Source organism: Paenibacillus auburnensis, assembly GCF_927798115.1.
Classification (GTDB): domain Bacteria; phylum Bacillota; class Bacilli; order Paenibacillales; family Paenibacillaceae; genus Paenibacillus_AQ; species Paenibacillus_AQ auburnensis.
Genome location: NZ_CAKMMG010000018.1, coordinates 1 through 15032 on the forward strand (window position 1 = coordinate 1; position 15032 = coordinate 15032).

The 15032-nt window shown below is 50.0% G+C and carries 15 protein-coding genes and 1 other RNA gene; 2 read left to right on the top strand and 14 right to left on the bottom strand.

The genetic code is table 11. The features are described from left to right. Positions 1-212: hypothetical protein (locus L6H70_RS28340; RefSeq protein WP_236337546.1), on the top strand; the 212-nt coding region annotated here is incomplete at its 5' end. Positions 213-350: 138 nt separating this feature from the next. Here the strand turns inward: L6H70_RS28340 and L6H70_RS28345 are convergent. The 14 genes from L6H70_RS28345 to rpoE all read right to left on the bottom strand — a co-directional run bounded on the left by L6H70_RS28345 (position 351) and on the right by rpoE (position 13253). After that, positions 351-617: a pro-sigmaK processing inhibitor BofA family protein gene (locus L6H70_RS28345; protein WP_236337549.1), complete on the bottom strand. Its 267-nt coding sequence runs from the start codon at positions 615-617 to the stop codon at positions 351-353. A gap of 32 nt (positions 618-649) precedes the next feature. Next, positions 650-907, bottom strand: a complete 258-nt coding sequence (locus tag L6H70_RS28350; RefSeq protein WP_236337551.1) for a hypothetical protein — start codon at positions 905-907, stop codon at positions 650-652. Between the two features lie 205 nt (positions 908-1112). Continuing rightward, complete coding sequence (recR, locus tag L6H70_RS28355; RefSeq protein ID WP_054944058.1) at positions 1113-1709, bottom strand: recombination mediator RecR; 597 nt, start codon at positions 1707-1709, stop codon at positions 1113-1115. 36 nt (positions 1710-1745) lie between these two features. Continuing rightward, a complete protein-coding gene (locus tag L6H70_RS28360; RefSeq protein ID WP_054944059.1) occupies positions 1746-2057 on the bottom strand; it encodes a YbaB/EbfC family nucleoid-associated protein in 312 nt (103 codons plus the stop codon). Between the two features lie 50 nt (positions 2058-2107). Further along, a complete protein-coding gene (dnaX, locus tag L6H70_RS28365; protein ID WP_236337552.1) occupies positions 2108-3883 on the bottom strand; it encodes a DNA polymerase III subunit gamma/tau in 1776 nt (591 codons plus the stop codon). A 135-nt stretch (positions 3884-4018) separates the two neighbouring features. Further along, positions 4019-4287: signal recognition particle sRNA large type (ffs, locus tag L6H70_RS28370), an RNA gene on the bottom strand. 212 nt (positions 4288-4499) lie between these two features. Beyond that, entirely contained in the window at positions 4500-4697 is a 198-nt protein-coding gene (gene rpmE, locus L6H70_RS28375) for a 50S ribosomal protein L31 (RefSeq protein ID WP_206102702.1), read from the bottom strand. Between the two features lie 113 nt (positions 4698-4810). Next, entirely contained in the window at positions 4811-6088 is a 1278-nt protein-coding gene (locus L6H70_RS28380; protein ID WP_236337553.1) for a radical SAM family protein, read from the bottom strand. A 25-nt stretch (positions 6089-6113) separates the two neighbouring features. Next, positions 6114-7472 carry a transcription termination factor Rho gene (gene rho, locus L6H70_RS28385; protein WP_236337554.1) on the bottom strand — a complete coding sequence of 453 codons (1359 nt, stop codon included), beginning with the start codon at positions 7470-7472 and terminating at the stop codon, positions 6114-6116. A 135-nt stretch (positions 7473-7607) separates the two neighbouring features. After that, a complete protein-coding gene (locus L6H70_RS28390) occupies positions 7608-8861 on the bottom strand; it encodes a UDP-N-acetylglucosamine 1-carboxyvinyltransferase (RefSeq protein WP_236337555.1) in 1254 nt (417 codons plus the stop codon). Between the two features lie 207 nt (positions 8862-9068). Beyond that, on the bottom strand, positions 9069-9923 hold the full coding sequence (gene fba, locus L6H70_RS28395; RefSeq protein WP_236337556.1) for a class II fructose-1,6-bisphosphate aldolase: 855 nt from the start codon (positions 9921-9923) through the stop codon (positions 9069-9071). Between the two features lie 207 nt (positions 9924-10130). Further along, positions 10131-10517 carry a response regulator gene (locus tag L6H70_RS28400; protein WP_236337557.1) on the bottom strand — a complete coding sequence of 129 codons (387 nt, stop codon included), beginning with the start codon at positions 10515-10517 and terminating at the stop codon, positions 10131-10133. A 273-nt stretch (positions 10518-10790) separates the two neighbouring features. Further along, positions 10791-12398, bottom strand: a complete 1608-nt coding sequence (locus tag L6H70_RS28405; RefSeq protein ID WP_054944067.1) for a CTP synthase — start codon at positions 12396-12398, stop codon at positions 10791-10793. A 294-nt stretch (positions 12399-12692) separates the two neighbouring features. Then, entirely contained in the window at positions 12693-13253 is a 561-nt protein-coding gene (gene rpoE, locus L6H70_RS28410) for a DNA-directed RNA polymerase subunit delta (protein ID WP_054944068.1), read from the bottom strand. 496 nt (positions 13254-13749) lie between these two features. On the opposite strand from rpoE, the gene L6H70_RS28415 reads away from it, so the two are divergent. Then, positions 13750-14931 (top strand): S8 family peptidase, encoded by a 1182-nt coding sequence (locus L6H70_RS28415; protein ID WP_236337558.1) that lies wholly within the window; start codon positions 13750-13752, stop codon positions 14929-14931. The last annotated feature ends 101 nt before the right edge of the window (positions 14932-15032 follow it).

Below are 15032 nucleotides of genomic sequence, written 5' to 3' on the forward strand. Positions count from 1 at the left end.
GGCACGCCGCCAGCGTTCGTCCTGAGCCAGGATCAAACTCTCCAAATTGGTATTTAGAAAGAGCGATTGCTCATTTTGAAACATCTGACGAGAATTTGCATTCTCTAATTTTGGATCTCACTTTCGTGATCTCCCACTCACTCGTTGTTCAGTTTTCAAAGATCAATGTCTCTTTTTTCGTTGTCGTCGCTTGTCAGCAGCGACCTTTATAATATATCACAGCACCTTTGTTTAAGTCAAGCGTTTTTTTAATTTCTTTTTTCGCTCGTCTTCCGAACAAGTTATTAATGAATAGCTTGTCCAAAGGGCCGAGACTTAATGTATCATAAATCTCTGAGCCCCGTCAACCATTAAAACAAAGTTATTTTTAAACCGAGCAGCATAATAACTCCCGGAAGCCCCAAAACCGTTACTGCGCCTATGGTTGCAGGATTCAGAGGAATGTAGATTTCTGTGAGCAGTCCGGAGAAATTGACTATATAAATACCGAGTGCAGCAAGAATTAGATGAGTGCCAAATAAACTGAGCCAGGCCCAGCCCAACTTTTTCCGGAATACAATCAGGGTAAGCAGAATTGCCGATCCAACCAGAACACCCATTGCAATCGTTCTTAGCATACCGATCCTCCTTCACTTTTACCAAAGCGGGCTTACATCTGACTGCGGTTGATTCCCAAACTCTTCGCATGCTTAAGATGAATCTGATATTTACGCTCAGCCGCTTCTAGAATATAAATGGCATAATCAATCTGATCCTGCCCCAGAGCCTCATCGAACATTAGATACGCTCTTTCCCATTCGGCCTGCGCCTTACGCACGTCCAGGAACACATGCCAATCCTCGTCTAACTTAGCCTCTCTGAGGCTTTTCTCGCTGCCCCATTGCCATTTTCTACTCCACCATCCCATAAAGACTCCCCCTTATGAACCTTATTACTATGCGCTGCCTCTGCATCGCTACATATTCTCATTCATATCGGAGTAGGGACAAACTTAGAACTAAAATCAGCTTCATCCCGAGGCACAGGTGATGGAAAAAGAAACGGGCAAAAAAAGAAGCCCTACCGGGCCTCTTTTAGCATAACTGGTTATGGTATATCCGTTTCAAGACAGCTCACAGCTCGCGACGGCCTTCCAGCGCTTTGGAGAGAGTTACTTCATCCGCATACTCTAAATCGCCGCCTACGGGCAAGCCATGGGCTATTCTAGTGATTTTAATATCGAAGGGCCGGACCAGGCGTGAAATATACATAGCAGTAGCTTCACCCTCAATATTCGGGTTAGTCGCCATTATAAGCTCCTTCACCCTCTCGTCGCTCAGACGGGTCAACAGCTCCTTAAGACGGATATCATCCGGACCTATACCCTCCATTGGAGAGATTGCTCCCTGCAAGACATGATAATAACCGTCAAACTCCTTAGTGCGCTCTATGGCAACAAGATCCTTGGAATCCTGGACCACACATATCACTGAGGTATCACGGGTTTTGTCCTGGCAGATCCGGCATGGATCAGTATCAGTGATATTACAGCAGACAGAGCAATAATGAAGATTTCGTTTGACGCTGACCAGCGCCTTGGCAAAATCAATAACTTCGTCCTCTTTCATGTTGAGCACATGAAAAGCCAGCCGGGCTGCTGTCTTCGGCCCTATTCCGGGCAAACGCGTAAAAGCATCAATCAGCTTGGCTAGCGGTTCTGGATAATACAAAGTGATGATTCTCCTTTGGGCTAGAGTGTTGCCGGCCTAGAATAAGCCCGGGATTTTCATTCCGCCAGTGAATTTCCCCATATCATTGTTAGCCAGTTCTTCTGCTTGGGTAAGCGCATCGTTCACTGCTGTGATCACGAGGTCCTGCAGCATTTCAATATCTTCCGGGTCAACGGCCTCAGGCTTAATCTGAATAGATAACAATTTCTTGTGGCCATTAACCTGCACTGTAACTACACCGCCGCCGGATGATCCTTCAATGGTCTTGCTGCCCAGCTCTTCCTGTGCCTTGAGCATTTGTTCCTGCATTTTTTTAACCTGTTTCATCATTTGATTCATATTATTCATAGTTACTCTCTCCTTTGAAATGCGCTGTATGCGCTAATAGACTAAAAGCATTACTCTTTTATGACAACAAGGTCTTCTCCAAAGAGCTGGATGGCCTCGTCAATCCATGGTTCGGTCTTCGCCCCTGCTTCTTCATGCTCATGCTCCAGACGTAATTCCTCTGTGCCCGGTTGGGCAGCAGACTTCTGGGCGGCCTCATTCCAGTCGCGCTGCATGATTGTCACCAGCCGGTAAGGCTTGCCGAGGCGTGCAGCAAACACATTCTCGATTACTTGCCTGTTAGCCGGTTTCTCGGTAGTATCGCGGTGAATAGTGTTCTTAAAAGCCACAAGCACCGCATCCTCCATAACGGATACCGGCTCGCCGTCAACAAACCACGCGTGTACAGTTACTTTCTCCTCTTTCACTCCCTGCAGCACAAGACTCCACTGCTTATAAACCGCCGCAAAATCAGGATTATCCTTGCCGGCGATAAATTTATCAAGCTGCGGAGGCAGCTTGGAAGGAGATGAGATGCGCGGAGCGGAGCTTGCTGCTGCCCGAGGTGCAGGTGCCGCATCGCGTCCACCGCCCGAGACTCCCCCCGACTGTATGGCCTGTTCCAGCTTCTTCTCTAAAGCAGCAATCTGCCGCTTCAAAGCCTCTAATTCTCCCGCATCATCGGCCTGAACGCTGGTTGACGGTTCACCACGCATAGCACTGGCTGCCGCCGCAGCCGCATGCAAGGATGGCGCTGCTTCCTGCTGCATGCTGCACAGCTTCATAAGCGCTACTTCAAACAATGTCTGCGGATGTGTCGCATATTTCATTTCTCCAAGATAGCGGTTTAAAGTTTCTACAATCTGAAACAACCGCTCCCGTGAGAATGCAGCCGCCATGTCCCGGAATTCAGCCGGATTCAGTACCCGGTCTGTTAATTGATCAGCCCCCGGGACCATTTTGATCATCAGCAAATCCCTGAAATAATAAAGCAGGTTCTCCAGGCATTTGTCTGCACTCTTGCCTTCCTGCATCAGCTGCTCTACCAGTTCCAGCAGCCGGCCCATATCACCTTCCAGAATGGCTGTTGCAAGCCGGGCAAACTGTTCGGAAGGGATCCCACCGGTCATGCCCAGCACCTGCTGATAAGTTACATTACCGTCTGTAAAGGAGGAGATCTGGTCAAGAATACTCAGCGCATCACGCATCCCCCCGTCAGAGAGACGGGCGATGTACTGCAGAGCATCTGCATCCGCAGTAATGCCCTCCTTCTGACAGATCTCAGCGAGCCGACCGCTCTGCTCCTCCAGAGATACACGGCGGAAGTCAAAGCGCTGGCAGCGTGAAATAATCGTGGCCGGCAATTTATGAGGTTCTGTCGTCGCCAGTATAAACATGACATGCGGCGGCGGTTCCTCCAGCGTCTTAAGCAGAGCGTTAAACGCTTCTGTTGTCAGCATATGCACTTCATCAATAATATACACTTTACGGCGCACTTCGGTAGGTGCATATTTCACCTTATCCCGCAGGTCGCGTATTTCTTCTACCCCGCGGTTTGACGCCGCATCAATCTCCTGCACGTCCATAACGTTGCCCGCGGTAATCCTCAGGCAGGAAGGACATTCGTTGCATGGCTCCGGGCCGGGTCCCCGCTCGCAATTGACTGCTTTGGCCAAAACTTTAGCAGCACTCGTCTTACCGGTCCCGCGCGGGCCGCTGAACAGGTAGGCATGCGAAACCCGCTGTTCTCGAATTGCATTCTGCAGCGTCTGGATAATGTGCTGTTGCCCTACCATGTCCTGAAACGACTGCGGCCGCCAAGCACGGTACAGCGCGATATGTTCCACTATGCATTACCCTCTCTTAGGCTGCCGCTTTCCGGCATTTGTCGCTAATTTATTATACTATATTCCCCAGGCTTTGACCAAAAACAAAAAGCATCTTCGCTTGTGGCAAAGATGCTATCATTAACCAAATATAAACCGTGCACCTGTTATTGATGGCTGCGATCCAAGCGGCAACCCTACGAGACTGCTCGGGCTAGGCCACCCTCCGGCACAAGAGTAAACTTGCTTATGGCTGCTTCCTTCCGGACCTGACCAGGTTCACAAGCACTCATTGCGGAGGACCCAACCGTCAACACAGCCCATAGGGACCAAGGCCTCACATCGACAGCACCTCTAACAGGAATTCAACCTCGCTACAGCGGATTGCGAGTTACAGGGCACCGCTACCTCCCCGTCTAGCACGGCGAAGATAAGTATAGCTCACACCCCATTAAAAATCAACCCGTCCACAAGAAACCGCCTTAAATTTTGGTAATATATGGGTTACCCGATATCTCCCCTGATTGAAAACATGCCGGGGATACGCGCATCCTGTTTATTCAGGTAAATAAAAAACTCCCCGGATATACCATCCGGGGAGCAGTCCAATCTTTAAGCCGCAAAGCGGCAGGGGCGATTAGATACCGTATTTCTTCTTAAATTTATCAACGCGACCACCGGCATCAAGGAACTTCTGCTTGCCAGTGAAGAATGGATGGCAGTTAGAGCAAATTTCGACGCGCAGCTCTTGTTTAACAGAACCGGATTCGAAAGTGTTGCCACATGCGCAGGTTACCTTAGTGATATTATACTTTGGTTGAATAGCTTCTTGCATTTGAATTTCACCTCTCATGCCCTAGGACTCATGCGGACCCAGAGTTATTAAACATACAACGACATTCTAGCACGAAATAATAGTCTCTGCAATAAATTTAAATCGGGTACCGGCTAGAGCCGTACACGACGCTCTTTGGCCCGTGCTAAATCGGCAGGTGGCACATGTGTATACGAACCAATAATTACCTCCGGCAGCTCCTCGCGGAAGATATCAAGCATGGTCTTCATCCCCAGAATTTCTCCTCGGGCCGGAGGGATTAGTTCCAGATAGCTCTCGGGGTCAATATTAAGGTTGCGCATCTGAATAAGCTTGAGGTCAGTGCGCCGACAAAATTCAACCATCGCTTCAATCTCTTCCTCCCGGTCTGTTACTCCAGGAAAAATCAGATAGTTAATGGAGGTATACACCCCCTGTGAAGCAGCATATTTCAGCGACTTCTCCACATTGGCGAGGGTATAGCCCCGCGGCTTGTAATAGGCATTGTAGTGATCGTCCAGCGCACTGATCGTGCTGACCCGCATCAGATCAAGTCCTGCATCCACGATCCCGCGGATATGGTCACTCAGTCCGGCATTGGTGTTGATATTGATATAGCCCATATCGGTTATTGAGCGCACTTCGCGGATCGACTCGATAATCAGCTTAGCTTGGGTAGAAGGCTCGCCTTCGCAGCCCTGGCCGAAGCTGATTATCGACTGCGGTGTCTTCAGATGCTCCAGCATCACCTCTGTGATCTCGCTAACCGTAGGACGGAAGTTCATCCGTGTCTGAGGAGAGACAAATCCGCTATCGTCAGGCTGTTCTGATATACAGCCGAAGCATCCGGCATTACACGAATAAGAAACAGGAACGGCACCCTCCCAACGTCCAAGAAACGTATTGGAGGACGTAAGGCATTCATAACCCAGCGCACAGTTAGAAAGGTGGTCGTATAGTCTGTTTTCCGGATACTTAGCCGTTAAGGCACCGACGCCTACTTCTACATCCTCGCGGTCACAGTTGAGAGGATTCCATTGCTCCGGATCATCTGTCAGATCTGCAGCGACGTAGAATCCGCCATCCTTCCACACCACAGCGGAATAGCCAAAAAGCGGGAGCTTATACGACTTGTCTGTCTTGACATAGCCTGGCAGGCATAATCTAGTAAAGCCTTGCGGCAGCAGTGCCCCAACAGCCTGGGACCCTTCCGGCAGCGGCAACATTTCACCTGTCTCGGGATTCATACCCACTGCCCGTGTGCTTGGTAGGCCAACTAGGGTAGCCCCTTCCGGCAGAGGGATTAATTCTTCTTCCAGCATCTCAACAATCATATCCCCGCTGCGGGCTAGGCCGTACAGCTCAGGATGATCATATACGTTACCTTGTTCATCGGCATATACCAAATACATGTTATTCTCCTCTTGTTATCTATTCTCAGGTTGTAGGGACAGTAGGTGTCTTGGGACGCGGGGTCCGGCGCGCAGATGAGCCGCTGTTAGAAGTCCCTCCACTGCTGGCAGTTCCGCTCGCTGATGAGGAATCCTTACTTCCGGCCACATCAAATGAAGCGAGGAACTCTGCGTTAGTCTTGCTGTCACGGAGCTTCTTAAGGAAACCTTCAACGAAGTCATACGATTCGTTCATATTCTTACGGATAGACCAAATCGTATCCAGCTCTTCCTTGCTCAGCAGCACTTCTTCGCGGCGTGTTCCCGAACGGCGGATATCGATAGCCGGGAAAATCCGGCGTTCCGCCAGCTTACGGTCCAAATGAAGCTCCATATTGCCCGTACCTTTAAATTCTTCATAAATAATATCATCCATACGTGACCCGGTATCGATCAGCGCTGTAGCGAGTATCGTCAGGCTGCCGCCCTCTTCCACATTCCGTGCAGATCCAAAAAACCGCTTCGGCCGATGGAAAGCTGCAGGATCAATCCCTCCGCTAAGCGTACGTCCGGATGGAGGAACTACAAGGTTATAAGCGCGTGCCAGCCGGGTAATGCTGTCCAGCAGAATGACAACGTCTTTTTTATGCTCAACCAGACGGAGTGCCCGCTGTAATACAAGCTCTGCAACTTTGATATGGTTCTCGGGAAGCTCATCAAAGGTTGATGCAACCACTTCGCCTTTTACCGAACGCTGCATATCCGTTACTTCCTCAGGACGTTCATCAATTAATAATACAAACAGTGCAATCTCGGGATTATTAGTGGAGATACTGTTGGCAATTTCTTTTAGGAGGAGCGTTTTCCCTGCTTTGGGAGGTGCTACAATCAAACCGCGCTGCCCTAAGCCTACAGGAGCGAGCAAATCCATTATTCGGGTAGACAAATGAGTAGGGGATGTTTCGAGCGGCAGCTTGTCTTGCGGATAAAGAGGCGTTAGTGCCGGGAAATGCAAGCGCTCCGCTGCGCTGGCAGGATTCTCGCCGTTGACGGCGTTGACTTGAAGCAAACCGAAGTAACGTTCATTTTCTTTGGGTGTGCGGCACTTTCCTGATACAAGGTCGCCGCTTCTAAGATCAAATTTACGAATTTGAGAAGCTGAAATATAAATGTCTTCCGCACTGGGCAAATAGTTAATCGGCCTTAGGAAACCGTAGCCTTCAGGCAAAATTTCAAGCACGCCCTCCATAAACATGAGCCCGCTCTGCTCCGCCTGCGCCCGCAGGATGGCGAAGATCAACTCCCGTTTCTTCAGCTGTCCGTAGTATGGAATCTGGTATTTCTTGGCCAGCTTATACAGATCGGTCAGCTTCATTTCTTCCAGATCGGAAATTTGAAGATCCATGTAATAACCACCTATTCAATTTTATATAAGTATAAGTCTATTAAAATGCTCATTAGGATAGGATTACCCAATTTGGAAGGAGATATGCAGTAATCCCGCAAATTCGCTCCCTCCAAATAGCAGATAATCTGAATCCTATTCCTCTTCGCGCCAAATCTCAGCGCCCAGATCGCGCATGTTAGTTACTAAGTTATCATAGCCGCGGTCGATATACTCCACACCCGTGACTTCAGTAATTCCGTCTCCGACAGTCAGTCCGGCAATGACCAGCGCCGCACCGGCCCGCAGATCGGCAGCTTTAACCTTGGCAGCATTAAGCCGGCTGCCTTCAATGATTGCCGAGCGTCCTTCAACACGGATTTTGGCGCCCATCCGCACCAGTTCCGGCACATGCTTGAACCGGTTGCTGTACACAAAATCACTTAATACACTGACCCCTTCAGCCTGGGTCAGCATGCTTGTCATCGGGGATTGCAGATCGGTGGCAAAGCCCGGGTATACCAGCGCTTTTACATCGGCATGCTCGTATCTGGCCCTGCCGATGACCCGGATGCTCTCATCCAGTTCTTCGATTTCAACGCCCATTTCCAGCAGCTTGGCGGTCAAAGCCTCCAAGTGTTTGGGGATAACGTTATCTATTAATACATTGCCGCGCGTTGCTGCTGCAGCAATCATATATGTTCCTGCTTGAATCCGGTCAGGAATGATGGAATGGCGGCAGCCATGCATCTCTGTAACGCCTTCGATCCGGATCGTTTCTGTGCCGGCGCCTTTAATAACAGCGCCCATAGAGTTCAAAAGGGTAGCTACATCTATAATCTCAGGCTCTTTAGCCGCGTTTTCGATAATTGTAGAGCCTTTGGCCCGTGAAGCCGCCAGCATGATGTTAATAGTGGCACCTACGCTGGATACGTCTAAATAAATCTTCGCACCGCGCAGTTCCTTGGCATACAGGTGAATAGAACCATGATCATTGGTCACAGTTGCTCCTAGTGCTTCAAAACCCTTGATATGCTGATCAATCGGACGGGGCTCAAAATTACAGCCGCCGGGAAGGCCTATCGTCGCTTCTTTAAATCTTCCAAGAAGCGCTCCCATCATATAATAAGAAGCACGAAGTTTCTTGACTGGTCCGTTAGGCATAGGGATGGATACGATACGGGAGGGGTCAATTCTCATCTGGCTGCCTGACCATGAGACAGCCCCGCCAAGCTCTTCGAGAATTTCGGAGTAAACGGCTACATCACTAAGGGACGGCAAATTATCCAGAACAACTTCAGATTCAGCTAAAATAGCCGCAGGAATAAGCGCGATCGCGCTATTCTTCGCTCCGCTGATGGTCACAACGCCCTTTAGCGGACGTCCACCGCCAATCATTAATTTTTCCATAAATTTATCTGGTTCCCCCTACGTGTATTGCAGCTTGCCCTGGCAATACCTGCTGTGGCTTTTTTTGGTGTTTAAATGTTTAAGAAGAAGAAACGGCTGCGCCGTCCTTAGAGTAAGGACGGCACACGTTTCAAGAAGAATATATCCATATCAAACTATGCAGCCGGACAGCCTGAAATAACCTGTCCAACTGCAGCAGCGTTAAATTTACGCTTTGTTGTTGGAACCGAACTCGCGGATTTTGCCGATAACGGTTTGTTTGATGGCTTCGCGGCCTGGTGCGATGAATGTACGAGGATCGTAAGCATCCGGTTTAGCAGCCAAAACTTCACGTACCACTTTAGCAAATGCGATTTGGTTCTCAGTGTTTACGTTGATTTTGGAAGTTCCCAGGGAGATGGACTTCTGGATATCATGCAATGGAATGCCTGTACCGCCGTGAAGCACGAGCGGAAGCTTAACTGCATCGCGAATTTCTTCCATTTCTTTGAATCCGAGGTTTGGCTCGCCCAGGTAAGGACCGTGTACGGAACCAAGTGCTGGAGCCAAAGTGTCGATGCCAGTTTCTTTAACGATGCTTACACATTCGTTAAGATCTGCATATTGGATGCCGCCGATAACGTCATCTTCTTGTCCGCCTACAGTACCAACTTCTGCTTCAACAGAAACGCCTTTGGCATGTGCATATTCAACAACTTTTTTAGTCATTTCAATGTTTTCGGCGATTGGATGGTGGGAACCGTCGATCATTACGGATGTAAAGCCGGCATCGATAGCTTCTTTACATTTGTCAAAGCTGGAACCGTGGTCCAGGTGAATCGCTACAGGAACGGTGATCTTCATGTCGTGAATAAGTCCTTCAACCATCTTCACTACAGTATAGAATCCGCCCATGTGACGGGCTGCGCCTTCGGAAACACCAAGGATTACTGGTGACTTTTCTTCTTCTGCTGCACCAAGAATCGCCTGAGTCCACTCCAGGTTGTTGATGTTGAACTGGCCAACTGCATATTTTCCTTCAAGTGCTTTGTTTAACATGTCTGTCATAGATACTAATGGCATGGTTTCAATCCTCCTAAGAATGTTGGGTTGCTTATATTTAAACCGACATCACATACAGGCTTATTATAGCACATCCTGTGTCAAATACTAAATAGGATACACAAAAAAATGTCCCGGTGGGACGATATTCAGCCAGCCTATGCTGCGGGCAAACTCAACCTTCTTATATTATCCATAACAGGACTTTGCCAAACCATAAATCTCAGGTTAGCCGAAGTGGTCCACTGACTTGTCCTGAAGATGCATATTTACTGCCACCCGCATCTCATCAATGTCAAAGGGCTTGGTAAAGTGCATAAGCGCCCCAAGTTTTGTCGCTTCCTTAATCATGTCCAGCTCACCGTATGCCGTCATCATAATCACTTTAATAGCCGGATTAATCTCCTTCAAATGCTTAAGGATTTCCAGCCCATCCATTCCCGGGATTTTCATATCGAGCAGAACCAAGTCTGGGGATTCTTTCTGGACAATTTCGATTGCTGTTTTACCGTTAGCAGCTTGATAGGTGGTATACCCTTCGCTATTAAACACTTCCATGAGGAGAATTCGGATTCCGTTCTGATCATCGACAATTAAAACTTTCCCTTTTTCCATATCATACCCTCCCAGATTTAAGGCAGATTGTCTATACCGCGCCCTCTCACAGCTAACGGCTCACAATAATTAAATCTATACGAAACCTATTATTCGTGCTTTATAGTCAAAATCCTGCTAATTTGATAAAAAGGGTAAATACATTCCATATAATGGTGGGCGGCGGGTGCGGTTATTCTAAGGAATTACTGACAGCTGAATTTCCACATTTAAAAGAAAGCCTCCAGATGGAGGCTTTCTAAAGATCCTTGCCGGATCTGTTTATTTTATTGGTTACAGCTGCTCGGAATGGGTCAGTGAAGCTTTGACAAATTCACGGAAGAGCGGCTGCGGACGATTCGGACGGGAAGTAAATTCCGGATGGAATTGTACCGACAGGAACCACGGGTGTCCCGGAAGTTCCACGATCTCTACCAGACGCCCGTCCGGCGATGTTCCAGAAAACACAAGGCCTGCTTTTTCCATCTCATCGCGGTAAGCATTGTTGAATTCATACCGGTGACGGTGACGTTCATAGACCAGTTCATCATCATAGCAGGACATTGCCAGGGAATCAGGCAAAAGCTTGCAAGGATACAGGCCAAGACGCATCGTGCCGCCCATGTCTTCGATGTCCTTCTGCTCAGGCAGCAGATCAATTAGCGGATGCGGTGTAGCCGGATCAATCTCCGAGCTGTTCGCCCCAGCCAGTCCCAGCATGGAACGGCCGTACTCGATTACGGATACCTGCATTCCGAGGCAAATACCGAAGAAAGGAATGGACTGCTCACGGGCATAACGGATTGCGGAGATTTTTCCTTCAATCCCCCGGTCTCCGAAGCCGCCAGGAACGAGAATCCCGCCGATTCCGCCAAGCAGTTCGCCCACATTCTCATCTGTAACCTGTTCCGCATCAACCCAGCGGATCTTCACTTCCGCATTGGCAGCAAAACCTGCATGCGAGAGAGACTCCACTACGCTTAAGTAAGCATCATGCAGAGCTACATACTTGCCGACAATGGCGATTTCAACCGTGCGTTCCAGCTTCTGGATCCGCTCCAGCATGCTCTCCCATTCACGCATATCCGGTGCAGGTGTGGTCAGCTTCAGGTGATTGACTACAATCTCATCCAATCCTTCATCGCGAAGGTTAAGCGGAACCTCATACAGCGTTGAGGCATCGCGGCATTCCACAACGGCATTCGCATCAATATCGCAGAACAACGCAAGCTTGGCCTTCATATCTTCGGTCAGAGGATACTCCGTACGGCATACGATCACATTAGGCTGAATCCCAATGCTGCGCAGCTCCTTCACACTGTGTTGTGTCGGCTTAGTCTTCACTTCTCCCGCAGCCTTGATATATGGAATCAGGGTTACGTGAATGTACATTACATTTTCCCGGCCAATGTCGCTTTTGATCTGACGGATGGCTTCCATGAACGGCAAGCTCTCGATATCGCCTACAGTACCGCCGATTTCAGTAATCACCACATCCGAACCTGTCTCGCGGCCCGCACGGAATACGCGCTCTTTGATCTCATTCGTGATATGCGGGATAACCTGAACTGTTCCGCCCAAGTATTCGCCGCGCCGTTCTTTGCTGATCACAGAGGAATAAATCTTCCCTGTCGTTACATTACTGTTCTTGGACAGATTAATGTCAATAAACCGCTCATAGTGTCCAAGGTCAAGGTCAGTCTCCGCGCCATCGTCGGTTACAAATACTTCCCCATGCTGATACGGACTCATTGTTCCAGGGTCTACGTTAATGTAAGGATCAAATTTCTGGATCGTCACCTTCAGACCTCTGTTTTTGAGCAGCCTGCCCAGCGAAGCGGCGGTAATGCCTTTGCCAAGGGAAGACACAACGCCACCCGTTACAAAAATATACTTTGTCACTGTAAAACCCTCCTAAATAAAGTCCAGAAATTCAGGCGACGCTTTTGTTTATCGTAACCCTTTTTTCCATCATCAAACCGGGGGAAACCAAAGTTACTTCCGCCGCCCAAAATGAAAGGCGATCCTCCTGCAAAACACGGAAAAACCATCTAAAAAAATAAAAAAAGTGACACCCGTAGAGCCGGGGCACTTTTTATTTTAGAAAACATATTAACTTTCATTAGAAGCCCATGCAATAGTTTACTCTGACGATCCCACCCATGTCAAGGGAGGAATTACGCCCGGCTTATGATTCTAATAATCGTCGTCTTCGTCCTCGTCGGCATCCTCATTATCGCCGTCTTCGGAATCTTCATCAGCGTCGTCTTCGTCAATGTCGTCATCTTCATCAATGACAACATCTTCGTCCACTTCTTCTTCGCTGTCGTCGTCGGAATAGAGGTCGTCGCGATCTTCGTCGATAGCGTCGAAATCCTCTTCCTCAGCAGCATAATTCTCTTCTTCTTCCGTGAAGTCGTCGTCTTCCAGATCGTCGTCCTCATCGTTAATGATGCGCACGCGTTTGGTATTGCCAACAGGATCATCAGAGCGTTCCAGCGGATACCAGCGTTTCAGTCCCCACAGGTTGGTTCCGACACAGGCAAACCGTCCGTCGATGTTAATCTCGGTATATAACTGAGCGATAGTATCTTGGCTTTCTTGATCGGTCATACCGCGCAGCTTGGCCACTTCGACCATCAGATCACGATAATAATAAGGTGTATTGGCTGCTTTGAGCACCAGGAAAGCCAGGTCCACCATAGGCATTTCTTTAACTTTCTCAGGGTCCAGCTTTAAATTGAGTGGCGTACTCACTAAAGGACACTTCCTCTCACGCATTGTTCACATTACCGTTAATTTCTATTTCATAATATCCATTAACAAAACTAAGTAAAACCTATTTGAGGGCAAAATGCAAGTCAAATGCAGCAAGAGGCAGGAAGATTCCCGCGGTGCAACAGGTAGAGGGGGGCCGGAGCCCGGCAGAGTCAGCTTCGCCTTCCTCAACAGGATAGCTCCGTCCGGAGGGAATGAGCACGGTCATTTATTATGTAAAACATACGAATGCTTATTTATATTAAAAAAGGCGGAGGAAATCCCTCCGCGCATGACTGTATCCACGCCAAGGATCGGCTCCTTACGGGATGTTGCAAAGAGAGCTAAAGTCTCTTCTGTTTATTTTATGTGAAGCTCCGCCTTTTGACACGATGGGCAGCCCATTTCGCTAAAAAAGGGCAAGTTCCCATTCGGACGTCCGCCTCCTCTCATACAATATGGCAGCACGGCAGCAAGGAGGGGGACGGCGTAACCTATGGATTATTACGGATTTTGGCAATTGCTGCTTGAGGAGATATCGGCTGCCCCCAAAAATACGGAGCGGCGTATTGTGACCTTCAATGATGACCGTCAGTATGCCGGAGCGCTATCACAGTGGAAGTCGCTGAAAGCGAAGCGGCCGGGGCTCCGGCAGGTTCAGGTTTCTAATCTGATCAAAGCCTTTTTTGTGCCTGCCGCAGGGGCGGAAAAGCTGATGGGCAAATTCGCCTCCGCTCTAAGTATAGAAGAAGACCTGCGGATAAAGGTTCACTCTGTCCCAGGGGAAAAAACCGGCACTGCCATGCTGCCATGGGGCGTGAAAGCGATTCATGCCCCGCAGGCCTGGTCCAAATCCACCGGCGTCCACGTGAAGATCGGTGTCATCGACACTGGCGCCGATTACCGGCATCCCGATTTAAGGCATTCCCTCGCTTCGGGTGTAAATCTGCTTCACCGCGGCATGCTGCCGCTCGATGATAATGGACACGGCACACATATTGCCGGTACGCTGGCGGCAGCCGGCGGTACACGCGGCATGATGGGCGTAGCTCCGCGGGCCCTGCTCTATCCGGTCAAGGCCTTTGACCACAGCGGCTCTGCCTATGTCTCCGATATAGTACTCGGCATCGACTGGTGCGTGCAGAACAAGATCGACATCATTAATATGAGCTTCGGCATGAAGACCCGGAGCAAAGCGCTGCATGATGTGGTGATCAAGGCCTACCGGGCCGGGATCGCCATCATCGCCTCCTCCGGCAATGACGGTAAACGCGGCGGGGATTACCCCGCCCGCTATCCTGAGACGATTGCCGTCGGTGCTCTGGACCGGAGGCACCGCGTAGCGGCCTTCAGCAACCGCGGGCCTTATATCGATGTATACGGCCCGGGCGAAAGCGTGCCCTCCTGCTGGCTGAGGGAGGGCTACAAAGAAATGAGCGGCACCTCTATGGCGACCTCGCATGTCACCGGTGCCGCGGCACTGCTGCTCGCGCTGCGCCCGGCGCTGACGCCACGCGAGCTGAAGCTGCTCTTGCGCCGCACGGCCATGCCGGTGCGGCTGCGCAAAGGCCAGCGCCGCGCGGCCCTCGGCGGCGGCGCAGCCGATGCCCTGCGCCTGCTGCGTGCAGGCGCGCGGGCCAAGCGGGCCGCCGCCGCTGCCGCTGCCGCGAAGGCGTAGGCCCGCCTCTTGCCGCAGGGCGTGCTGCGCACCGCCCCGGTGGCAAGGGCTTCAGCCCGGCTGCGGGCGGGCCGGGCCGGCATGGCAGCGGGCGGCAGCAC

Excerpts from the sequence above, each read along its gene's own strand:
- L6H70_RS28345 (WP_236337549.1), bottom strand. The coding sequence starts at position 617 with ATGCTAAGAACGATTGCAATGGGTGTTCTGGTTGGATCGGCAATTCTG.
- L6H70_RS28350 (WP_236337551.1), bottom strand. The coding sequence starts at position 907 with ATGGGATGGTGGAGTAGAAAATGGCAATGGGGCAGCGAGAAAAGCCTC.
- L6H70_RS28360 (WP_054944059.1), bottom strand. The coding sequence starts at position 2,057 with ATGAATAATATGAATCAAATGATGAAACAGGTTAAAAAAATGCAGGAA.
- rpmE (WP_206102702.1), bottom strand. The coding sequence starts at position 4,697 with ATGCAAGAAGCTATTCAACCAAAGTATAATATCACTAAGGTAACCTGC.
- L6H70_RS28380 (WP_236337553.1), bottom strand. The coding sequence starts at position 6,088 with ATGTATTTGGTATATGCCGATGAACAAGGTAACGTATATGATCATCCT.
- rho (WP_236337554.1), bottom strand. The coding sequence starts at position 7,472 with ATGGATCTTCAAATTTCCGATCTGGAAGAAATGAAGCTGACCGATCTG.
- L6H70_RS28390 (WP_236337555.1), bottom strand. The coding sequence starts at position 8,861 with ATGGAAAAATTAATGATTGGCGGTGGACGTCCGCTAAAGGGCGTTGTG.
- fba (WP_236337556.1), bottom strand. The coding sequence starts at position 9,923 with ATGCCATTAGTATCTATGACAGACATGTTAAACAAAGCACTTGAAGGA.
- L6H70_RS28400 (WP_236337557.1), bottom strand. The coding sequence starts at position 10,517 with ATGGAAAAAGGGAAAGTTTTAATTGTCGATGATCAGAACGGAATCCGA.
- L6H70_RS28415 (WP_236337558.1), top strand. The coding sequence starts at position 13,750 with ATGGATTATTACGGATTTTGGCAATTGCTGCTTGAGGAGATATCGGCT.